The sequence below is a fragment of the Brevundimonas sp. genome (assembly GCF_052436175.1).
In the GTDB taxonomy this organism is placed as follows: Bacteria; Pseudomonadota; Alphaproteobacteria; order Caulobacterales; family Caulobacteraceae; genus Brevundimonas.
This window is the reverse complement of sequence record NZ_JBQVNM010000029.1, coordinates 1-19952: the sequence shown is the minus strand read 5'-3', so window position 1 is coordinate 19952 and position 19952 is coordinate 1. Positions and strand designations below refer to the sequence as shown.

Genomic DNA, 19952 nt, shown 5'->3' with positions numbered 1-19952 from the left:
AAGGCTTCCTTAAGCGCGTCGGGTCACTATCAGGCTCCATGGGGGCTTTGAACGAGGACGTGAGATACCGGAGGATCGGCCAGCGGGAGCTGGACGATATCTGCGCGCGTCACGATCGGCTGTGGCAGGCCCGCCCGGGCGGCGCCCGCGCGGTCTTCGCCTGGATGGACCTGTCGGGCCTGAGCTTCCGCGGCCGGAACCTGGCCGACGCCGATTTTGCGGCCGCACGGCTCACGGGATGCGACTTCACCGGCGCCCGGCTCGACAACGCGGTCTTCTTCGGAGCCGATCTGCAGGACGCGGTTCTTGTGGAGGCCAGCCTGCGGCGGGCGGACCTGCGCGGCGCCTGTCTGAGGGGGGCGGACCTGTCGGGCGCAGACCTGTTCGAGGCCGACCTGCGCGAAGGGACCATGGCGACCGCCGACGCCCAGGCCGGGTTCCGTGTCGTGGAGCCGCGCGCGCGTCAGGACACCCAGGCCGGGGGCGCCTGCCTGGCCGGCGCCAATCTTCAGCGGTCCAAGCTGTCCGGGGTGATGGCCGTGGCGGCGGACTTCTCCGATGCGGTGATGAAGGACTGCAAGCTGGTCCGGGCCAATCTGAAACAGGCCAATTTTCGCGGCGCCGACCTGGCCGGGGCCGATCTGTCGGGCGCCGATCTTTCGGGCGCGGATCTGACGGATGCGATCCTGGTGGGGGTGGTCGCCACGCTGTGGCGCACCGACGGGGCGGTGATGGACGGGGCCCTGACCGACGCCCGGTCCAGCGGCGCGCCCGTGGATGACCTGCCGGCCGCGGACATGCTGCATGAACATGCCCGGTGGTGCGAGAGTTTCGGCGCCGAGGGACAGCCCTCGGTCTTCGACGGGGTCGATCTGCGGTCTCTGGGGGCCATTTCGGGTCTGAACCTGACGGCCCTCTCGGCGCGGCATGCGGTCTTCTACGGTCTCGATATGGAGGGGGTGCAGCTTCAGGGCGCGCGTCTGGAGGGCGCCGATCTGCGCTCCACGCGGCTGAGGCGGGCGGATCTGCGCGGGGCGCGCCTGAACGGCGCCCGTCTGGGCGGGGCGGACCTGCGCGAGGCCCTGTTGGGACCCCTGATGATCGGGCCGGACCGGCTGCTGCCCGCCGACCTGAGCGAGGTCAGCCTGCGCGGCGCCGACCTGAGCGGTGCGGACCTGCGCCACGCGGTCCTGGCCGGAACCGATTTCAGCCGCGCGCGGCTGCATGGCGCCCAGATGCGCCACACGGATTTGACGACCGCCGTCCTGACGGGCGTGCGGGGACTGGACGACGGAGCTGAGCCGGGATGACCAACGCACGCCGCAGACTGGGGCAGGGCGACCTGGACCTGTTCATCGTCGCCCATCAGCGCTTCGTGGAAGGCCGCGCGGGCGGCCGCCGTCTGGCGCTGAAATTCATGGATCTGAACGGCCTGACCCTGTCGGGCAAGGTTCTGGACGACGCGGATTTCACCGGCTCTTCGCTGGAGGGCGCCAGGCTGAACGGGGCGCGGCTGGAGCGGGCCATCCTGTTCGGCTGCGACCTGCGCGGCGCGGACCTGACCGGGGCCAACCTGCGTCGGGCCGACATCCGCGGCGCCTGTCTGCAGGGCGCCGACCTGACCCAGGCCGATCTGACCCAGGCTGATTTTCGCGAGGGCGTGATCGCGATCCCCCACGCCACAAAGGGTCTGTCGCAGATCAAGCACGAGACCCGCCTGGGTCTGGCCGACGGCGCGACCTTCGCCGGGGCGACCCTGGACGGCTCGCGGTTCGACGGGGTCAGCGCGCACAAGGCCGACTTCACCGACTGCACCCTGCGCGGCGCGCGCCTGACCGGCGCCAATCTCAAGGACGCGGACCTGTCCGGCGCCATGCTGGAGGGGGCCGACGTCGGCGGCGCCAACTTCGCCGGAGCCCGCCTGATCGGCGCGGACCTATCGGGCGTGGTGATGGAGGGGGCCAAGCTGGACCGCACCGATCTGTCCGGCGTCCTGCGCGCGCCCACGAAAGCCGCCCTGGCCCGCGCCGACGAACTGTATCAGATGGCGTTGGACGCCAACGCCTGGGCCGAGAGCGGCGGGGTGATGGGGTCGCCCGCCAACTTCGACAATGAGGATCTGCGCCCCCTGGCGGCGAGGTTCGAGGGCCTGTCCATGCCGGCGCTCAGCGCCAGGGGCGCCTGTATGGTGGGGATGAACCTGCGCGGCGCGGCCTTGCAGGGCGCCCAGCTGGAGGGCGCCGACCTGCGCGGCAGCGACCTGCGCGGCGCCGACCTGCGCGGGGCGCGGCTCAACAACGCCCTGCTGAACCAGGCCGATCTGGGGGGCGTCCGTCTGGGTCCCTTGCCGCTGGGAGGAGGACGCGCAATGCCCTCGGCCCTGACCGGCGCCCGGTTGCGCTACACCCGGCTGGCCGGGGCCGATCTGACCGACGCCAATATGGATCAGGCCGATCTTTCGGGCGCAATCCTGACCAGCGCGGTTGTGGACGGCGTCAGCCTGAAGGAGGCGCGGCTGGACCACGCCGCAGGCCTGCCACCGTCCCTGGCCGCCTGAGGCCGAGAAAAAGGGGCGGCCCCGAAGGACCGCCCCCTGTCTGTCCAGCCGAAGCCGATCAGGCCGCGGCGGATTCGCCCTCGATCAGGGCGGGCTTGCCGGTGGCGATCTCGATCCGGCGAGGCTTGAGGGCCTCGGGCAGTTCGCGCTTCAGGCTGATGGAGAGCAGGCCGTTGTCCAGGCTGGCCTCAGTGACGATCACATAGTCGGCCAGTTGGAAGCGACGCTCGAAGTCGCGCTCGGCCAGCCCGCGATGCAGGTAGGTCTTCTGGACGCTGTCGTCGTTGGCGGCCTTGCGACCGGTGACGGTCAGCAGGTTCTCCTTGACCTCCAGCGTCAGCTCCTCGGGACGGAAGCCGGCGACCGCGATCTCGATGCGATAGGCGTTCTCGCCCGTCGTCTCGATATTGTAGGGGGGCCAGCCGTTCTCCTGGCTAGTGCGCGCGGCGCTTTCCAGCAGGGAGGCGACGCGGTCGAAGCCGACGGCGGAACGATACAGGGGGGTGAAGTCGAAGGTACGCATGTCAATCTCCTGACGAGCAGCAAGTTTGAACCGCCCCGCGTTTTGTGCCCGGGACGGCGGTGGGGGATCAGATCGACGGCCCGGATATCGGCCCCGCCGGTCTGTGAAGACCCGGTGACCGGCGTCTTCGGGATGCGATGTGGGAAGCGGCAAACTCTGCGCAAGGGGTGCGACGACGACGGCCTTCTTTCCGCGCCCCGCCCCGGCTAGGAGTGGGGCTCAAACCGGAGCTTTCCCATGCGTCTTCGCCCGATCCTCGCCGCCGTCGCCCTCTCGGCCCTGATGTCCGCACCGGTCTTCGCCCAGGAAACGACCGGGCCGATGGAGACCCCAGCCCAGCAGGCCGCCCGCCGCGCCGCCATGGCCCCGCCGGAGATGCAGGAGGATGCGGCCCTGCAGGCGGCCGTGGCCTCGACGGCCCGGCCCGAATCCGACCGCGCCCGCGATGCGGCCCGCCACCCCTATGAGACCCTGACCTTCTGGGGCCTGACCCCGGGCCAGACAGTCGTCGAGATCCAGCCCGGCCAGGCCGGCTGGTGGAGCAATATCCTCAAGCCCTATCTGGCGGCGACGAACGGCAAGTGGGTTGGGGTGGATCGTCCGACGGAGGGGCTAGGCGTCGAGGACGGGACCGCCGACATGGTCATCGTGGCCCGCGCCTTCCACAACTGGGCGCGCCAGGGTTCGACCGACGCCCTGGTGGCCAGCTTCTTCAAGGCGCTGAAGCCCGGCGGGGTTCTGGCCGTCGAACAGCATCGCGGGGCCGAGGGGCTGAACGCGGCCCAGACCGCCTCGACCGGCTATGTCTCGGAAAGCTACGTCATCCACGCCGCCCAGGCCGCCGGCTTCGTGCTGGAGGCGCGCAGCGAGCTGAACGCCAATCCGAAGGACGACCGCGACCATCCGTTCGGCGTCTGGACCCTGCCGCCGGTGCGCCAGTCGGCGGCGCGCGACGGGACGAACGCCCTGACCCCCGAACAGCGCGCGGCCTTCGACGCCATCGGCGAGAGCGACCGCATGACCCTGCGCTTCCGCAAGCCGGAGTAGCTCTGAAACGGCGCGATCACGCGGGTTTGAGCAACTTTCAAACCCGTCAGCGCTTTGACCCTCGTGGCGAACATGTCTAAGCCCGAAGCTTGGGCGGAGGCGCGTGATTTGGCCTCCCGGGAGACCTGAATGCATCATTGCGCGCAGGATCGGTCCTATGGGGCCGAAGCATGAAAGCGTCCCGTCGGACCCTGCTGGTCGGCGCGGTTGCGTCCGCCGCCCTGTCCGCCGGGCTGTCGGCGTGCGAGCGCAAGCCCAAGGCCCCCGTCGAGCCCGAAGTCGAAGTCCCGACCGGCCCGCCCGAAGGTTCGCTGGAGTGGGCGGTGGAAGGGCCCTGGCGCGCCGCCGACCGGCCGCGCGACGTCTGGCGCCATCCGATGGAGACCCTGCGCTTCTTCGACCTGCAGCCGAAGATGACGGTGGTGGAGTTCTGGCCCGGCTCGGGCTGGTACACGGAAATCCTGGCGCCCTATCTGGCCCGGGGCGGCGGCGCCTATTACGCCGCAGGCTTCCCGACCGGCCCCGGCGCCGATCCGGCCCAGGCGGCGCTGATGGCCGCCTATCAGCAGAAGTTCACGGCGGACAAGAAACTGTACGGCGACGTCCAGTTCAGCGCCTTCGGGGCCGACACCGGACCTGTGGCCCCGGCCGGGTCCGCCGATCTGGTCCTGTTCATGCGCAACGTCCACGCCTGGATGGCGGCGGGCATCGCCGAGAAGGCGTTCAAGGACGCGTTTGCCGCCCTGCGTCCCGGCGGGGTGCTGGGCGTCGAGCAGCATCGCCTCTCGCCCGAAGAGGACCAGGATCCCGCCGCCGCCAACGGCTATGTGCAGGAGGCCTTCGTCCGTCAGTTGGCCCAGGAGGCCGGCTTCGAGTTCGAGGCCGGCTCCGAGATCAACGGCAATGAGGCGGACACCAAGGACCATCCGTTCGGGGTCGAGACCCTGCCGCCCCAGCGTCTGACGGCGCCGCGCGGCGAGGCGCCCAATCCGGCGTTCGACCGCAGCAAATACGACGCGATCGGCGAAAGCGATCGCATGACCTTGAAGTTCAGGAAGCCCGAGTGAACCGCGCCGCCGCCTTCGCCGCCAACGCCCCCCTGATGGGAGTGCCCGGCGCCGACTCGCCTCCCGGTGGAGAGGGCGACTGGTTCCGGGGCGCCGGAGGACTGCGCCTGCGCGCCGGCTTCTGGGTTCCGACCGGCGTCGCCCGACCGCGTGGGACGGTGGTCGTGAGCCCGGGCCGCACCGAGCCGATCGAGAAGTATTTCGAGGTCATCGGCAACTTCCTGGCGCGCGGCTGGTGTGTCCTGGCCCACGACTGGCGCGGCCAGGGCCTGTCGGCCCGCCTGCTGCCGGATCGGCTCAAGGGTCACGCCCGGGCGGTGGAGGAGTTTCTGGACGACTACGCCCGTCTGCTGGACGCCTATGAGGCGCGCGCGCCGCGTCCCTGGATCATGGTCGGCCACTCGATGGGGGCGGCGCTGAACCTGCTGACACTGGAAGCGGGCGAGACCCGGTTTGCCGGCGCCCTGCTGTCGGGACCGATGCTGAGGATCAAGACCGACAACCGCTCGATGTGGTCGGTCAAGCTGGCGGTGCGCTGGAACATCCGCCACGGCAGGGCCGGGGAGTTCCTGCTCGACAATCCTGACGATCCCTTCGACCACACCTTCGAGAACGACGCCCTGACCACGGACGAGAGCCGCTATGAACTGTGGCGTCAGCAGCTCTACGCCTGCCCGCACCTGGCGGTCGGTGGCCCGACCTGGGGCTGGCTGAACTTCGCCCTGGACGCGGGGGAGCGGGCGTTGAAGGTCAAGGCGCTGAAGTCGGTGAAGATTCCCACCACCATCGTCCAGGCCGCCGACGACGACAGGGTGTGGAAACAGACCAACCGCTGGGCCGCGCGCCGGCTCGGCCGTGGGCGCTACGTCGAGGTGCCCGGAGCAAAGCACGAGGTCATCATGGAAACGGACGACAAGCGCGCCGTCTTCCTGGCCGAGTTCGACGCCCTCGCCGACTATGTCTCGCCGATCGACACGGTCGGGCGGGCTATCGGGGCCGAGACCGAGGTCGTCCCTGGCTGATTGAGGCCAAGCGTCAGACCCGGTCAGGTCATGCCGCGGGCGTTCCGGTTATGATGAGGCATGACCCGTCTACAGATCGTCGGCCTTGTCCTGTTCGCGGCCTTGACGGGCGGTGCCTTGGCCTGGGGGCGATGGGCGCCGTTCGAATGGCCGGCTCTGCCCGATGAGCCCTGTCCGATCCTGAATCTGACGCCGGCTCAGATTTACGACCTGAACTTCGATCGCGGGGGAAGCCAGCGGCGGGCGATGACGAATGGCGTGCGGGTCCGCCAGCCCTGGGGCGAGCGAGGCCTGACATGTCTTGTCTTGGTCTCTCGCGCCGATTGTCGCCTTGCCGGACCTGCGAAGGTTCAGGTTCTGACCGGTGCGCGTTTGGAACATTTCGAGATCCCCGCCCATCGCTCGGCGCGTCTGCGCGCTCATCACGGTCGCCCAGCCTGTCGCCTTGACCCGCACCGGGGCTAGGTCAGTCAAGCGGGGCGGCGCGCAAACCCGCGCGGGCAGGGTTCGAGCAGCTGATGAGCGTTTAAAGCGCCGCGCGCCTGAGCGTCACAAGCGCCTGGTCGCGGATGGCGAGGTCGCCGACCGCCAGAATCTGGCCGTTGCCGTCCGGCGTTTCGCCGCGCCAGTTCGACACCGACCCGCCCGCCGCCTCGATCACGGGGACCAGAGCCGACCAGTCCCAGGGCTTGAGGCTGGTCTCGGTCACCAGGTCGATGCGCCCCGCCGCCAGCATGGCGTAGGCATAGGCGTCGCAGCCCAGCCGGGCCAGCCGCGCGGCCGCGCGTACCTGGGTCCAGGCACCCAGTTCGGCGCCGGTGAAGATGTCGGGATCGGTGGTGGCGATAACCGCTTCGGTCAGGGCCGGGCAGGGGCGGACCTTGATCGCCCGGGTCTCGCCGCGCCCGATCAGAACGGCGCCGGACGGGCCGCCGAGGAAGATTTCGTCGAGATAGGGCTGGGCGATCACCCCGACCTCCGGCCGCCCCTCGCGACGCAGGGCGATCAGGGTGGTCCACAGCGGCAGGCCGGCGATGAAGGCGCGGGTGCCGTCGATGGGGTCCAGCACCCAGACATGCTCGGCGTCCGGCCGGTCCTCGCCGTATTCCTCGCCGATGACGCCATGGTCGGGATAGCGGTCGGCGATCAGACGGCGGATCGCCGCCTCGGCCTCGCGGTCGGCCTGGGTGACGGGGTCGAAGCCGGCGGCCCCGCCCTTGTCCTCCTGGGCGTAGTCGCCGCGGAAGAAGGGCAGGGTGACGGCTGCGGCGGCGCGGGCCAGTTCGACGGCGAAGGCTTCGAGTTCGGTCATGGGCGGCGGGATACTACAGGCCCCGCCCCCCTACCAAGCGCGGTCAGTTGGCCATGTCGCCGTCGTGCAGGGATTTGGCCAGATCAAGCAGGCGGCGGCGCGGGCGCTCGCCGAGCTGATAATAGGCCTGGATCAGATCCATGGTCTCCTTGCGGGAGAACATCTCGCCCTTGCCCGAGCCGTTGGGACCCTCGGCCCGCTCCATCGCCTCGGTCAGGCCGTCATAGAAATAGTTGACCGGCGATTCCAGGGCCTCGGCCAGTTGCCACAGGCGGGCGGCCGAGATGCGGTTGGCGCCGCACTCGTATTTCTGGATCTGCTGGAAGCGGATGCCGACCTGGAGCGCCAGCTGCTGCTGCGTCAGGCCCAAAAGGCGACGGCGGCGACGCAGGCGACGGCCCAGGTGGAGGTCGATGTCGGTGGCCATGGGCCTAGTTTCCTCGAATGACGGGCTGTCCCGGAATGGAACGGCTCGCCTCGATGGCCGCAAGGCGCGTGCCGTATTCGCGTGCGGCGCGAGCCGCCGATCAACAAAAGCAAAGCTCGTGGCAACTCTGCGGCGTTTGCCGCATTCTGACCGCAGAGCTTCACGCTTCTGGAGGAATAGAAAATGGGTCTCGGTATCATTGGCTGGATCGTCATCGGCGTCGTCGCCGGCTGGCTGGCCGAAAAGGTCATGGGTCGTAATCACGGCCTGCTGACCAATCTGATCGTCGGCGTCGTGGGCGCCCTGCTCGGCGGTTTCATCGCCGGCAACCTGCTCGGCATTCCCGTCGGCGGTTTCAATCTCGTGACCCTGATCGTCGCGTTCGGCGGCGCCTGCCTGCTGCTGTTCCTGCTGGGTCTCATCAAGCGTCGCTGATTTCATCAGTCGCGCAAACGAAAGGGGCGGCCCAAAGGGGCGCCCCGTTTTTATTCAGCCGTCAGCCTCAGGCCGTCGGGGGCGTCGTCGCGTCGGGCGTGGCTTCCGGAGCCGGTTCGTCCGCAGCGGGCGGCGTCGTCGTCGCCGGGGCGGGGGCGGGCTCATTGATCGCCGGGGCGGCCTGGAACTCTGCGGTCGTCGCGGCCACGGCCACGCCGGCGCCGTCCTGCTTCAGGCCGGCCAGGGACACGCCGCGCAGCACGCCGTCGGAGCCGCGCACCTTCAGCTGCTGAGCGCCGGCGACGGTCTGGACGCCTTCCAGCTTGCCGAGCACGGCCCCGTCAGAGCCCTTCACATCCGAACCGGGCTGGATCTGCATCGTGCCGGGCGCCGCCGGAGCCGGGGCCGGCGTCGGGGCGGGGTTCTGGGTCGCGGGAGCCGGAGGGGTCATCTGGTCCTGGGCGAGGGCCGGGGCGGCGCTCAGCATCAGGACGGCGGCTCCGGTCAGAAGAGCGGTCTTGGCGAACATGGTCGTCTCCATTTGCTGGGCGGCCGGGGCGCCGCCTCGAAAAGAAAACACGCCCCGTTTCGGATTGTTTCGCCTGCCCCGAAATGACCTTGGAGCCGCCCCGCTTGGACGATTCATGCTATCGAGCGCCACAATGAATGCTCCCAAGGTCAAAACCCGTGGCGTCGCGATGCGGCTGGCCGCCCTCGCGGCCGAGGCGACGCCTCAGGCCTTCGCCGTCGCCGTGTTCGCGGTCGGGGCTGTGATGATCGTCTCGGCCGTGACCCCGGCCTTCGGCGACCGACTGCGGGCCCTTGCCGGTTCGGTCTCGCCCCTGCTGATCGACCTGTCCCATTTCGCCGCCAGCGTGGTGGGGTTCCTGTTGCTGCTCCTGTCGGCCGGCCTCTGGCGTCGTCGGCGCGGCGCCTACTGGGCGACCCTGGCCATGCTGTTCGCCGGCGCGGCCTTCTCTCTGCTCAAGGGGCTGGATTGGGAAGAGGCGGGACTGCTGGCCCTGATCGCAGCCCTTCTGATCCCCTGTCGCAGCGCCTTCAATCGTCGGTCCCGCCTGCTGGAGCCTTTGCGGCCCGGATGGTTGTTTCTGCTGGTCTGTTCGGTGGCGGCGGCCCTGTGGCTGGGCTTCTTCGCCTGGCGCGACGTCGATTACACCGACGAACTCTGGTGGAGCCTGCTGACGGACCGGGAGGCCTCGGGATTCATCCGCGCCGCTGCCGTCCTGTCGATCCTGGCCCTGGCCGTCGCCGCGGTCTCCCTGCTGTCGGCGCCGGGATCGGGCCGACATCGTCCGGCCGGTCCCGCCGAACGCGAGCGCGCCCTCGCCGCCCTGGCCGGCGCGGACCGGGCCACGCCCGAGGCCTGGCTGGCCGCCCTGGGCGACAAGGCCCTGTTGTTCAGCCCCTCGGGCCGGACCTTCCTCGCCTATCGCGTGCGGGGCCGGCGCTGGATCGCCATGGGCGAGCCGACGGGTCTGAAATCGGAACGGCGCGACCTGTTGTGGGCCTTCGCCGAGATGGCGGACAGCTGGGGCGGGGCGGCGGTCTTCTATTCGGTGTCGGAGGATCTGCTCGGCGACATCGCCACCCTGGGCCTGGCGGTGCGCAAGGTCGGGGAGACGGCTGTGGTCCCCATCGCCGGCTTCACCCTCGAGGGCAAGGGACGACAGAACCTGCGCACCGCCATCAACCGGGCCGAGCGGGAGGGCGCCTCGTTCGAGGTTTTGCCGCCCGGTTCCGCCTCGGAGCTGGCGAACGAATTGCGCGCCGTGTCCGACGCCTGGCTGGAGGATCACAACGGCGACGAGAAGGCCTTCTCCATGGGCCGGTTCGATCTCGACTATCTGGACCTGACGCCTTTGGCCGTCGTGCGCGAGACGGTCGAGGGCCGCTCGCGCATCGTCGCCTTCGCCAATCTGCTGCCCGGCGTGGGAGACCCGCGCGAGATCGCGGTCGACCTGATGCGTCACAGCCCCGACGCCCCGCATGGGGTGATGGACTATCTGTTCATCCGCTCGATCCAGTGGGCGGAGACCCAGGGCTTCACCGATTTCGACCTGGGCATGGCGCCCTTGGCGGGACTGGAGGATCGGCGCCTGGCCCCCGTCTTCGCCCGCGTCGGCGCCCTGGTGTTCGAGGAGGGCGGCGCCCTTTACGGCTTCCAGGGCCTGAGAACCTACAAGGCCAAGTTCTTCCCCGAATGGCGGTCGCGGTTCATCGCCGCCCCGGCGTCCAGCCCCCTGCCTCTGGCCCTGCTGGACGTGGCGCTTCTGACCTCTGGCGGTTGGCCAGGCCTGTTGGGGCTGAACAAGCGTCGTCGTGCCGGGTGACGCGACGTCATCCATGACACGATCGGGTCACGAGGCTAGGCTAGGGTTCTGACCTCGCCTTCGCGTCCGGACGCCTCCGATGAACCTGCCCAGGATCGACCTGTCCCGCCACTATCCCACGCCGGGCGCGCGCGTCGCCGACCTGATCGTGCACCTGACCGGACTGGTGCTGGCCCTGTTCGGCGGCGGGGTGCTTCTGGGTTTGGCCGTGTCGCGCGGCGACGTCGGCCTGATTGCGGGGTTGATGGTCTATGCGGCGGGCCTGCTGGCCATGCTGGGCTTCTCCACGGCCTACAACTTCGCCAAGCCGGAGTGGCAGCCGGTGCTGCGGCGGCTGGACCACGCCGGCATCTTTCTGATGATCGCCGGCTCCTACACCCCCTTCACCACCCACAATCTGGAGGGGGTCTGGTCCTGGGCCATGACCACGGCGGTCTGGACCATCGGCGGCCTGGGCGCGCTCGGGAAGCTGTTCCTGCCGGGGCTCGGACGCAAGTTCTGGATCGTGCTGTATCTGGCGCTGGGCTGGCTGGTGCTGATCGCGATCAAGCCCATGCTGGCCAGCGTGTCCTGGGTGGCCATGCTGCTGCTGGCCATCGGCGGGCTGGTCTATACGACCGGCGTCCTCTTCTACGTGCAGAAGCGGCTCAAGTATTTTCGCGCCATCTGGCACGGCCATGTGGTCGCCGCCGCCGGTGTGCACTGGGCCGCCATTCTGGTCGGCGTCGTCCTGACCGCCGGCGCCCACTGACGGGCGCCCACCGAACAGATTTTCTGAAGACGCCGTCAGGGATGATGACTGGCGAGGGCCGCGACGCCGCCCCATATCCGGTCCGCTCCTGATCGAGCGTTTTCCTCCCAACGACCTTTGGCCGCGCTTCCCCCGAAGCGCGGCCTTTTCTTTACCGAGCGCCGTCCAGGAACAGGCGGATGGCCGGATTGTCGGTTTCATCTACGTAAGGATAGCCGAGCCCGTGCAGGGCCTCGGTCAGGGCGGCCTGCTCCTCCGCCCGCACCGAAATCCCCGCCAGCACCCGCCCCACGTCGTCGCCGTGGTTGCGGTAATGAAACAGGGTCAGGGTCCAGGCCGGCTTCAGGCTGGCGAGGAAGCGCAGGAAGGCGCCCGGCCGTTCGGGGAAGGCGAAGCGCAGCACCCGCTCATGCTCCAGCCCCGTCGCCCGACCCCCGACCATGTGACGCACATGCAGCTTGGCCGCCTCGTTGTCGCTCATGTCCTCGACGGCGTAACCGGCCTCGATCAGCCGGGCGATCAGGGCGTCCTTCTCCGCCAGACCGGCCTTCAGCCCCACGCCCACGAAGAACCGCGCCGTTCCGACGTCGGACCAGCGGTAGTTGAACTCGGTCACCGACCGACCGTCCAGCAGAGTCAGGAAGCGGCTGTAGTCGTCGCGGTCCTCTTTCAGGGTCACGGCCAGCAAAGCCTCCGCGCCCTCGCCGATCTCGGCCCGTTCGGCGACGTGACGCAGGCGATCGAAGTTGAGATTGGCGCCGGAGTTGATCGCCACCAGGGCGCCCGCACCGGGATGCTCCGCCGCCCAGACCTTCAATCCAGCCAAGGCGAGAGCGCCCGCCGGCTCGGCCACGGCCCGCACGTCGTCGAACACGTCCTTGACCGCCGCGCAGATGGCGTCGGTGTCGACCAGGACGATCCCGTCCAGCAGTTCGCGGCACAGAAGGAAGGTGTGGTCGCCGGCGCGCCGCACCGCCACGCCGTCCGCGAACAGGCCGACCTCGTTCAGGGTCGTGACCTCGCCCTTGTCGATGGCGGTCTTCATGGTCGGGGCGTCCACGGGTTCGACGCCGATGATCTTCGCCTCGGGCCTCAGGAAGCGGATGATGGCCGCCACGCCCGCCGCCAGACCGCCACCCCCGATGGGGACGAAGACCGCCTCGATCGGATCGGGATGCTGGCGCAGGATTTCCAGCCCGACCGTGCCCTGTCCGGCGATGACGTCGGGATCGTCGAAGGGGTGGATGAAGACCGCGCCGGTCTCGGCCTCAAGCCGCCGGGCATGGGCGGCCGCCTGGTCGAACTCGTCGCCGTGCAGAACGACATGGCCCCCGCGCGCCTTGACCGCCGCCACCTTGATGCCGGGGGTGGTGGTCGGCATGACGATGGTCGCCGTCGTCCCCCGCCGCGCCGCCGCCAGGGCCACGCCCTGGGCATGGTTGCCGGCCGAGGCGCAGATCACGCCGCGCGCCAGCTCCGCCTCGGTCAGTTGGGCGATCCTGTTGTAGGCGCCCCGGATCTTGAAGCTGAACACCGGCTGCAGGTCCTCGCGCTTCAGCAGCACCGGACGGCCCAGCCGCGCCGACATCCGTTGCAGGACGTCCAGCGGCGTCTCCTCGGCCACGTCATAGACGCGGGCGGTCAGGATGCGGCGGATGGTGTCTTGCACGAACGTCTCGAAAAATCAGATCGGAAGGAAACGAAGTCGTCGCATAAGGGCCAATCTTCCGCCGGTCGAGCATAAATCCTCTCATTCCTGTCGCGGGCGCCGCAGGGCGCGCGCCGACTGTTCAGCCGCGCGGCCTTTCGTCGGCCCTTGCAATGGGGTTCAAGAGGTCTACATTGACCCTACATATGTTCACGTTGAGCATAAGTCGTGACGGCCCGGTCCGTCGGAGAGCCAAGATGTTCGGATTGTCGGAATCGACCGCCCGCGCGACCGCGCCGGTCTGGGCCAAGGTCAAGGACCACGTCACCCCGATCGAATGGCCGGCCCAGGCGGAGCTGATCGTCGAGATCAACCGCCTCAAAAAAGAGCGCGACGCCGTCATCCTGGCCCACAACTACATGACGCCCGAAATCTTCCACGGCGTGGGCGACTATGTCGGCGACAGCCTCGGCCTGGCGAAGGAGGCCGCGCGTTCAGAGGCCAAGGTCATCGTCCAGGCGGGCGTCCACTTCATGGCCGAGACCTCCAAGATTCTGTCGCCGTCCAAGATGGTGCTGATCCCCGACCTGCGCGCCGGCTGCTCCCTGGCCTCCTCGATCACGGGCGCCGACGTGCGGCTGATCAAGGCCCGCTATCCGGGCCTGCCGGTGGTCACCTATGTGAACACCACCGCCGACGTGAAGGCCGAGACCGACATCTGCTGCACCTCGGCCAACGCGGTCCAGATCGTGGAGTGGGCGGCCAGGGAATGGGGCGTCGATCGCGTCATCCTGATCCCCGACGAATTCCTTGCGCGCAACGTCGCGGCCCAGACCCATGTCGGCATCATCGCCTGGAAGGGCTGCTGCGAGGTGCATGAGCGGTTCACCGCCTCCGACATCGCCGACATGCGCGTGGCCTATCCGGGCGCCGAAATCCTGGCCCACCCGGAATGCCCGGAAGAGGTCCTGTCGGCCGCCGACTTCGCCGGCTCGACCGCCGCCATGACCGACTACGTCATGTCGAAGAAGCCGAAACAGGTGGTCCTGATCACCGAATGCTCCATGGCGTCCAACATCAAGGGCGACGTGCCGGAGGTCGACTTCATCGGCCCGTGCAACATGTGCCCGCACATGAAGCGGATCACCCTGGAGAATATCCGCGACGCCCTGCTGCATATGCAATTCGAGGTCACCGTGCCCGACGACATCGCCGAGCGCGCCCGGCTGGCGGTGCAGCGGATGGTCGACCTGCCCCCGCCCGCCGTCCCGTCGCGCTATGATCTGGTGAAGGCCCGGCATCATGTCGCGGTCGAGTTGATCTGATGACCGACGAGACGACTGGCGAGAGCGCCCGCCCGCGCGGCCCCTGGGACCCCGATCCGAACGCCCCGCCCGCCCCGAAGGTGACCGAACGCCGCCTCGGCCCGATCAGCGTGCGGGTCGAGCGGACGGCCAAGGATCAGCCGCAGGGCGACGGCGGCCGAACCGGCGTTCTGGACAAGGGCCAGAGCCCGGTCTGGGCCATCCTCTCCACCCTGCTGCTCGGCGGCTTCCTGTGGTGGATGACGGGCAGTCTGATCGTCGTCCTGGCGGCCCTGTTCGGCCTGCTGGTGCATGAATACGGCCATGTGCTGGCGATGAACCGCTACGGCATGGGCCCGGCCCGCATCTACATCATCCCCTTCCTCGGCGGCCTGGCTAAGGGACAGAGACCGCCGACGACGGAATGGCACGGGGTCCTGGTCTCCCTGGCCGGACCGGCTTTCGGCCTGATCGCCGTCCTGCCGCTGCTGGGAATCTGGTACGCCACGGGTCAGTCGGAATGGCTGATCGGCGCCTTCTTCGTCGCCCTGATCAATCTGGTGAACATGGCGCCGGCGCCGCCGCTGGACGGCTCGCACGCGCTGGGCCCGGTCCTGGCCCGCGTCCATCCGATGCTGGAGAAGGCGGCGCTCATCACCATCGGAGGTCTGGTGGTGGTCTGGGGTCTGACCACAGGCCGCTGGATTCTCGCGGTCTTTCTCGCCCTGTCCCTGCTGGGCCAACTCCAGCGCGGCAACGGCCGATCCAGCGAAACGCCCCTGACCGGGAGGGAGGCGGGGCTGAGCCTGCTGCTCTATCTGGTCACTGCCGCCGCCTGTGTGGCCGTGGCTCTTGGAACCCTGCTGCCCCTGTCGAACGACGGCGTGTCGGGTGCGCTCGAGACGGGACTGCGCGTCCTGAACCTCGACCGGTTCCTCGGGACCTCGCAATGACTTGCATCGAGCATGACGGCCCGCTGGTTATCGGCGGCGGGCTGGCGGGCCTTTCCACGGCCCTGTCGGCCCAAGGCGAGACTGGCCCGGCCAAGGTTCTGGTGGTCAGTCCGGCGCCCCTGCTGCAGTCGGCCTCCAGCGCCTGGGCCCAGGGCGGCGTCGCGGCGGCCCTGTCGTTCGAGGACACACCCGGCCTGCACCTCAAGGACACGGAGGCGGCGGGCGCCGGTCTGGTCGATCACGACGCGGCCCTGGCCCTGACCACGGACGGCCGGGCCACGGTCGAGTGGCTGGCCGCGCTTGGCGCCCCCTTCGACCGCGACGCCGACGGCGGCTTCGCCGTCAGCCGCGAGGCCGCCCATTCCCTGGCCCGGGTCGCCCGGGTCGGCGGCGACGGCGCTGGGCGCGCCATCCTTTCGGCTCTGGTCACAGCGACCCGCGCCGCCGACCATATCCAGGTCTGGGAGGACGGTCGTCTGCGCGGTCTGGTTCAGGACGGCGACGGCCGCATCGTCGGCGCCGTGATCGAACGTGGGGGCGGGGCCCTCGTCGAGGTTCTGGCCTCGGCCGTCGTTCTGGCCACCGGCGGCGCGGGCGGTCTGTACGGCCGAACCACCACTCCGGCCGCCCTGCTGGGCGAGGGGCTGGCCTTGGCCTGGGGGGCGGGGGCCGAGATCCTCGCTCCCGAGTTCGTCCAGTTCCACCCCACCGCCATCGACGTCGGCCTCGACCCCATGCCTCTGGCCACCGAGGCCCTTCGCGGCGAGGGGGCGCGGCTGATCGACCGCGAGGGCCGGTTCCTGCTGGGCGCGGCGGACGACGCCGATCTGGCCCCCCGCGACATCGTCGCCCGCGCCGTCCACCGGGCGGTCGCGGAGGGTCGCGGCGCCTTCCTCGACGCCCGCACAGCCATCGGGGCCCATTTCCCGGCCGAGTTCCCCGCCGTCTTCGCCAGTTGCCTCGCCGCCGGTCTGGACCCGCGCGAGAGCCCCATCCCGGTCGCCCCGGCCGCCCACTACCACATGGGCGGGATCACGGCGGACACCGAGGGCCGGACCACCTTGCCGGGTCTGTTCGCCGTGGGGGAGTGCGCCGCCACCGGCGTCCACGGGGCCAACCGTCTGGCCTCCAACTCCCTGCTCGAGGCCGCCGCCTTCGGTCGTCGCACCGGCCGGGCGGTCGCCGCCGAAGCGTCCGGCAATGGCGGGGCCCGCGTCCCCGCGACGCCCGCGCCCCATCTGCCGCCCGACGCCCTTCTGGAACTGCGCACGGCCATGAGCGCCGATTGCGGCGTGATCCGCGATGCGGCCGGGCTGAAGCGGCTCCGGTCCCTGATCGACCGGCTGGAAAGGGCGCATGGCGCGGCCCTGCCGCTGGTCGCGGCCCGGCTGATCGGCCAGGCGGCGCTCGACCGTCACGAAAGCCGGGGCGGCCATTATCGCTCCGACTATCCCGACACGGCCAAGTCGGCGGTTCACACCCGCCTGACCCGGACCGACAGCGACGTGGCCATGATGGCCGCCGCCGTCGCCTCCACCACGGCCATGCTGGCCACCGTCATCGCCACGATCTGAGACCTGGATGAACCCGATCCGCACCCTGCCCGATGTGATGATCGAGCCCATCGTCCGCGCCGCCCTGCTGGAGGACATCGGCCGGGCCGGCGACGTGACGGCGGAGGCCTGCATCCCGGCCGAGGCGCGGCTGAAGGCCCAGTTCCGCGCCCGCAAACCCGGCGTGGTCGCGGGCGTCGCCTGCCTGCGTCTGGCCGCTCTGGCCATGGATCCGGCGGCGCGGATCGACCTGAGGGTGCAGGACGGCGACCCCCTGACGCCCGGTTCCGTGATCGCTGAAATCGAGGGAAACGCCCGCGCCCTGCTGACGGCCGAGCGGACGGCGCTGAACCTGCTCGGGCGTCTGTCAGGCGTGGCCAGTCTGACCCGGACCTATGTGGAGGCGGTGGCGGGGACCGGCGTCCGCATCGCAGACACCCGCAAGACCACCCCCGGCCTGCGGGCGCTGGAGAAGCACGCCGTGGCCTGTGGCGGCGGCTTGAACCATCGCTTCGGTCTGGATGACGCCATCCTGATCAAGGACAACCATGTCGCGGTCTGCGGCGGGGTCGAGCCGGCGGTGCGTCGCGCACGCGCCATGGCCGGTCATCTGATGAAGGTGGAGCTGGAGGTCGACGGCCTGGACCAGCTGGATCAGGCCTTGGCCCTGATCGACGAGGGTCTGGCGCCGGATGTCGTCATGCTGGATAATTTCAGCCTCGACGATCTGCGCGAGGGCGTCCGTCGCACCGCTGGGCGGATCACGCTGGAGGCCTCGGGCGGGGTCGATCTGACGACCGTGCGCGCCATCGCGGAGACCGGCGTCAACGTCATCTCCGTCGGCGCCCTGACCCATTCGGCGCCCGTGCTGGACATCGGTCTGGACGCCGTCTGAGGCGGATCAGGCCGCGGGCGAGCTCGGGGAAGCGGACGCCGCCGGCGCCGGGGTCGGGGCGGACGTCTTGACCGCCGTCGTTTCGGTCGTGCGGGGCGCCGGGTCGGCGACACGACCGGCGGCCAGGCTCTCCTGGGCCAGAACGGCGGTGTAGGCCACCGCCTGACCGGCCTGACGCACCGCGTCGGTCGGGTCGAGGCTGGCCTGAATCAGCGGTTGCTGTTCGACCGGCGCCGACGGGCGGGCCTGATAGACGAAGGCGTCGCGCGATCCGTTCCGGCCGCCGAAGCGATAGAACAGGTGCTGGCCGACCTGATTGACCCGAATCAGGGCGTTGCGCCAGCCGGGCGACACCCCGGTGGTGTGGAAGTGGGTGGCGTTGCCGACCGGCGCGAAGACCGCGCCCGACAGGGCCTTGGAGGCCACGTCGCGGGCGCGGTTCCAGGCCGCGCGATTGACCGCGCCGCGCATGGCCCCGTTACAGGTGAAGGAGAACTGGCAGCCCGTGCTGCGACCGGCGCCCTGATAGACGACGCCGCAAACGCTCTTGGGGAAGGCGGGGTGGCGGGCGCGGTTCAGCACGACCTGGGCCACAGCCTGCATGCCTTCGCGACCCTCGCCGCGGGCCTCGTAATAGGCGGCCTGGGTCAGGCAATCGAGGTCGCGCGAGGCGTCCAGGGCGCTGGCCACACGGAAGGGCTGGGCGGCCGGATTGCTGACGGCTGACAGATTGGCTGGCCGCAGGCCGGAGGTCGCCGATCCCGCGCGCAGGGTCTCGAGGCGCGCCGTCAGAAGCTCGGCCTGCCGGTCGCGCTGAGCGCCGCCGGCCACCGTATAGGGATCGTGCCGCCGGGCGATGCTGAGGGCGCTGGCGTCCAGACCGCCCGCCGCCGCCGCCAGGGCCTCCTCCGTGAAGCCGGCCGAGGTCGCGCCTTCCAGCCGTTCCGCCTGTGCGCGCAGGGCCGTCGCCCGCGCAGCCTGTCCGCCCAGATAGGCGCCGCCGATCACCAGTCCCGCCACCGCTCCGAACAGGGCCGCCGCCGTCACCGGGCGCAGACGCGCGATGCGGTCGCCGGCCTTGGAGATCGTGGGAGCGATCGAGGGGAGGTCAAAGGCGGGCAGGGAGGCGACGGTCGGAACCGCTCGCGGCGACGAGGCGTTCAGCAAGGGCGTAGTCCTGTTCAGCAGGGCCATTGAGCAGCCCCCGGAATCCACGCACGCCGGGGACCGAGGATCGCCTGATCCAGGGCCGCCTCACTCGCGCGGACATCGACGCTCGCCGAACGGCTGGCCTCGAAGTCGCGCCTTAAGCCATCCGTTTATGTCCTCAATGTGGTTGATTCGCAAGATTCGAGTGCAGTGCAGCAATTTGTGAACCTCGTTTGAGCCGACCGCTGGCCGCGATCGACGAATACAGAGCCTGATTTTCAGGATATGGTATCAATACTGTATTTGATGCTGAGGCGAACACTCAAAACTGATGTTCGGATGTTTGCGACATTGTCTGACGTGCGAGATTTTAGTCATTGCGCGTGCCTTTCAGGCGGACTGATCTTGTGGGCGGGAACCGGGTCGGCCCACGGGCGTTGAGGCTGGACCTTTCGCCTGGAGCCAAGCCCATGACCCGTCCGACCCTTCGCCTGACCGTCCTGGCCGCCGCCGCCGTCGGCGCCCTGACCCTGTCCGCCTGCGGCCACACCATCGAACAGAAGGCCGCGACGGGCGCGATCGCCGGCGCCGTCGTGGGCGGCCCCGTCGGCGCGGCCGTGGGCGGCGCGGCCGGAACGGCGGTCGGTCAGGCGCAGAAGCCCAACTGATCGTGAGTGCATCAATCCCCCGCCTGGCCGGCATTTCGGTCGGGCGGGGCTCGGCGCGCCCGCTTAGGCTCTTTCGCCGCTAACCTTGCTTTCTGACCGGATTCCCGGTTAGAGGCGGCGCCCGGCGCCTCTTGCGCTGAGCCCCATCCTCCGCACCGTCGGGCCGGCTGATCGGCCCCGCCGCGCGGCAGACCGCATTTCGATAGACGAACACCCTCCCACAAGGACGCCCGCTTCTACGCATGAGAGACCTGAAACAGACCAGCTTCAACGATCGCATCTCCGCCCAG

The 19952-nt window shown here is 69.7% G+C and carries 19 protein-coding genes; 13 read left to right on the top strand and 6 right to left on the bottom strand.

The features are described from left to right. The first annotated feature begins 38 nt into the window (after nt 1–38). Both ACT6QK_RS08475 and ACT6QK_RS08470 read left to right on the top strand, forming a co-directional pair. Nucleotides 39–1310 carry a pentapeptide repeat-containing protein gene (locus ACT6QK_RS08475; protein WP_444597391.1) on the top strand — a complete coding sequence of 424 codons (1272 nt, stop codon included), beginning with the start codon at nt 39–41 and terminating at the stop codon, nt 1308–1310. Continuing rightward, entirely contained in the window at nt 1307–2557 is a 1251-nt protein-coding gene (locus tag ACT6QK_RS08470) for a pentapeptide repeat-containing protein (RefSeq protein WP_444597390.1), read from the top strand. Before ACT6QK_RS08475 ends, ACT6QK_RS08470 begins: the two co-directional genes overlap by 4 nt. Nucleotides 2558–2615: 58 nt before the next feature. Here ACT6QK_RS08470 and ACT6QK_RS08465 read toward each other — a convergent pair whose 3' ends face one another. After that, the gene (locus ACT6QK_RS08465; RefSeq protein ID WP_444597389.1) at nt 2616–3080 is read right to left on the bottom strand and encodes an Hsp20 family protein; all 465 of its coding nucleotides are present in this window, start codon (nt 3078–3080) and stop codon (nt 2616–2618) included. A 237-nt stretch (nt 3081–3317) separates the two neighbouring features. Between ACT6QK_RS08465 and ACT6QK_RS08460 the strand changes: the two genes are divergently transcribed. From ACT6QK_RS08460 to ACT6QK_RS08450, 3 genes are all read left to right on the top strand, one after another. Next, complete coding sequence (locus ACT6QK_RS08460; RefSeq protein WP_444597388.1) at nt 3318–4127, top strand: class I SAM-dependent methyltransferase; 810 nt, start codon at nt 3318–3320, stop codon at nt 4125–4127. A gap of 170 nt (nt 4128–4297) precedes the next feature. After that, entirely contained in the window at nt 4298–5194 is an 897-nt protein-coding gene (locus tag ACT6QK_RS08455; protein WP_444597387.1) for a class I SAM-dependent methyltransferase, read from the top strand. Then, nucleotides 5191–6216, top strand: coding sequence for an alpha/beta fold hydrolase (locus tag ACT6QK_RS08450; RefSeq protein WP_444597386.1), 1026 nt, complete (start codon nt 5191–5193; stop codon nt 6214–6216). The genes ACT6QK_RS08455 and ACT6QK_RS08450 overlap by 4 nt, the downstream gene beginning before the upstream one ends. A gap of 526 nt (nt 6217–6742) precedes the next feature. Here ACT6QK_RS08450 and hisN read toward each other — a convergent pair. Then, nucleotides 6743–7528, bottom strand: a complete 786-nt coding sequence (hisN, locus tag ACT6QK_RS08445) for a histidinol-phosphatase (RefSeq protein WP_444597385.1) — start codon at nt 7526–7528, stop codon at nt 6743–6745. A gap of 43 nt (nt 7529–7571) precedes the next feature. Then, the gene (locus ACT6QK_RS08440; RefSeq protein ID WP_444597384.1) at nt 7572–7955 is read right to left on the bottom strand and encodes a helix-turn-helix domain-containing protein; all 384 of its coding nucleotides are present in this window, start codon (nt 7953–7955) and stop codon (nt 7572–7574) included. A gap of 183 nt (nt 7956–8138) precedes the next feature. On the opposite strand from ACT6QK_RS08440, the gene ACT6QK_RS08435 reads away from it, so the two are divergent. After that, on the top strand, nt 8139–8390 hold the full coding sequence (locus ACT6QK_RS08435; RefSeq protein ID WP_444597383.1) for a GlsB/YeaQ/YmgE family stress response membrane protein: 252 nt from the start codon (nt 8139–8141) through the stop codon (nt 8388–8390). Nucleotides 8391–8457: 67 nt separating this feature from the next. Here ACT6QK_RS08435 and ACT6QK_RS08430 read toward each other — a convergent pair whose 3' ends face one another. Continuing rightward, the gene (locus tag ACT6QK_RS08430; RefSeq protein WP_444597382.1) at nt 8458–8919 is read right to left on the bottom strand and encodes a superoxide dismutase; all 462 of its coding nucleotides are present in this window, start codon (nt 8917–8919) and stop codon (nt 8458–8460) included. Between the two features lie 133 nt (nt 8920–9052). On the opposite strand from ACT6QK_RS08430, the gene ACT6QK_RS08425 reads away from it, so the two are divergent. Both ACT6QK_RS08425 and trhA read left to right on the top strand, forming a co-directional pair. Next, nucleotides 9053–10741, top strand: coding sequence for a phosphatidylglycerol lysyltransferase domain-containing protein (locus ACT6QK_RS08425; RefSeq protein WP_444597381.1), 1689 nt, complete (start codon nt 9053–9055; stop codon nt 10739–10741). Between the two features lie 79 nt (nt 10742–10820). Next, on the top strand, nt 10821–11492 hold the full coding sequence (gene trhA / locus ACT6QK_RS08420) for a PAQR family membrane homeostasis protein TrhA (protein WP_444597380.1): 672 nt from the start codon (nt 10821–10823) through the stop codon (nt 11490–11492). A 151-nt stretch (nt 11493–11643) separates the two neighbouring features. On the opposite strand, the gene ilvA is transcribed toward trhA, so the two are convergent. Then, nucleotides 11644–13161, bottom strand: a complete 1518-nt coding sequence (ilvA, locus tag ACT6QK_RS08415; RefSeq protein WP_444597379.1) for a threonine ammonia-lyase, biosynthetic — start codon at nt 13159–13161, stop codon at nt 11644–11646. 236 nt (nt 13162–13397) lie between these two features. Between ilvA and nadA the strand changes: the two genes are divergently transcribed. Genes nadA through nadC form a run of 4 tightly spaced genes read left to right on the top strand, consistent with a single transcriptional unit; the run spans nt 13398 to nt 17845 of the window. Beyond that, on the top strand, nt 13398–14465 hold the full coding sequence (nadA, locus tag ACT6QK_RS08410; protein WP_444597378.1) for a quinolinate synthase NadA: 1068 nt from the start codon (nt 13398–13400) through the stop codon (nt 14463–14465). Continuing rightward, the gene (locus ACT6QK_RS08405; RefSeq protein WP_444597377.1) at nt 14465–15397 is read left to right on the top strand and encodes a metalloprotease; all 933 of its coding nucleotides are present in this window, start codon (nt 14465–14467) and stop codon (nt 15395–15397) included. Before nadA ends, ACT6QK_RS08405 begins: the two co-directional genes overlap by 1 nt. Continuing rightward, entirely contained in the window at nt 15394–16971 is a 1578-nt protein-coding gene (locus tag ACT6QK_RS08400) for an L-aspartate oxidase (RefSeq protein WP_444597376.1), read from the top strand. The genes ACT6QK_RS08405 and ACT6QK_RS08400 overlap by 4 nt, the downstream gene beginning before the upstream one ends. 7 nt (nt 16972–16978) lie before the next feature. After that, nucleotides 16979–17845, top strand: a complete 867-nt coding sequence (gene nadC / locus ACT6QK_RS08395) for a carboxylating nicotinate-nucleotide diphosphorylase (protein WP_444597375.1) — start codon at nt 16979–16981, stop codon at nt 17843–17845. 6 nt (nt 17846–17851) lie between these two features. Here the strand turns inward: nadC and ACT6QK_RS08390 are convergent, their stop codons facing one another. Further along, nucleotides 17852–19039, bottom strand: coding sequence for a cell wall hydrolase (locus tag ACT6QK_RS08390; protein WP_444597374.1), 1188 nt, complete (start codon nt 19037–19039; stop codon nt 17852–17854). Nucleotides 19040–19464: 425 nt separating this feature from the next. On the opposite strand from ACT6QK_RS08390, the gene ACT6QK_RS08385 reads away from it, so the two are divergent. Continuing rightward, entirely contained in the window at nt 19465–19662 is a 198-nt protein-coding gene (locus ACT6QK_RS08385) for a hypothetical protein (protein ID WP_444597373.1), read from the top strand. Nucleotides 19663–19952: the final 290 nt, after the last annotated feature.

Coding starts and splice junctions, on each gene's coding strand:
- ACT6QK_RS08390 (WP_444597374.1), bottom strand. CDS start 19,039: ATGGCCCTGCTGAACAGGACTACGCCCTTGCTGAACGCCTCGTCGCCG.
- ACT6QK_RS08435 (WP_444597383.1), top strand. CDS start 8,139: ATGGGTCTCGGTATCATTGGCTGGATCGTCATCGGCGTCGTCGCCGGC.
- trhA (WP_444597380.1), top strand. CDS start 10,821: ATGAACCTGCCCAGGATCGACCTGTCCCGCCACTATCCCACGCCGGGC.
- ACT6QK_RS08430 (WP_444597382.1), bottom strand. CDS start 8,919: ATGTTCGCCAAGACCGCTCTTCTGACCGGAGCCGCCGTCCTGATGCTG.
- ACT6QK_RS08440 (WP_444597384.1), bottom strand. CDS start 7,955: ATGGCCACCGACATCGACCTCCACCTGGGCCGTCGCCTGCGTCGCCGC.
- nadA (WP_444597378.1), top strand. CDS start 13,398: ATGTTCGGATTGTCGGAATCGACCGCCCGCGCGACCGCGCCGGTCTGG.
- hisN (WP_444597385.1), bottom strand. CDS start 7,528: ATGACCGAACTCGAAGCCTTCGCCGTCGAACTGGCCCGCGCCGCCGCA.
- ACT6QK_RS08385 (WP_444597373.1), top strand. CDS start 19,465: ATGACCCGTCCGACCCTTCGCCTGACCGTCCTGGCCGCCGCCGCCGTC.
- nadC (WP_444597375.1), top strand. CDS start 16,979: ATGAACCCGATCCGCACCCTGCCCGATGTGATGATCGAGCCCATCGTC.
- ACT6QK_RS08470 (WP_444597390.1), top strand. CDS start 1,307: ATGACCAACGCACGCCGCAGACTGGGGCAGGGCGACCTGGACCTGTTC.
- ACT6QK_RS08425 (WP_444597381.1), top strand. CDS start 9,053: ATGAATGCTCCCAAGGTCAAAACCCGTGGCGTCGCGATGCGGCTGGCC.
- ACT6QK_RS08405 (WP_444597377.1), top strand. CDS start 14,465: ATGACCGACGAGACGACTGGCGAGAGCGCCCGCCCGCGCGGCCCCTGG.
- ACT6QK_RS08460 (WP_444597388.1), top strand. CDS start 3,318: ATGCGTCTTCGCCCGATCCTCGCCGCCGTCGCCCTCTCGGCCCTGATG.
- ACT6QK_RS08455 (WP_444597387.1), top strand. CDS start 4,298: ATGAAAGCGTCCCGTCGGACCCTGCTGGTCGGCGCGGTTGCGTCCGCC.
- ACT6QK_RS08475 (WP_444597391.1), top strand. CDS start 39: ATGGGGGCTTTGAACGAGGACGTGAGATACCGGAGGATCGGCCAGCGG.
- ACT6QK_RS08400 (WP_444597376.1), top strand. CDS start 15,394: ATGACTTGCATCGAGCATGACGGCCCGCTGGTTATCGGCGGCGGGCTG.
- ACT6QK_RS08465 (WP_444597389.1), bottom strand. CDS start 3,080: ATGCGTACCTTCGACTTCACCCCCCTGTATCGTTCCGCCGTCGGCTTC.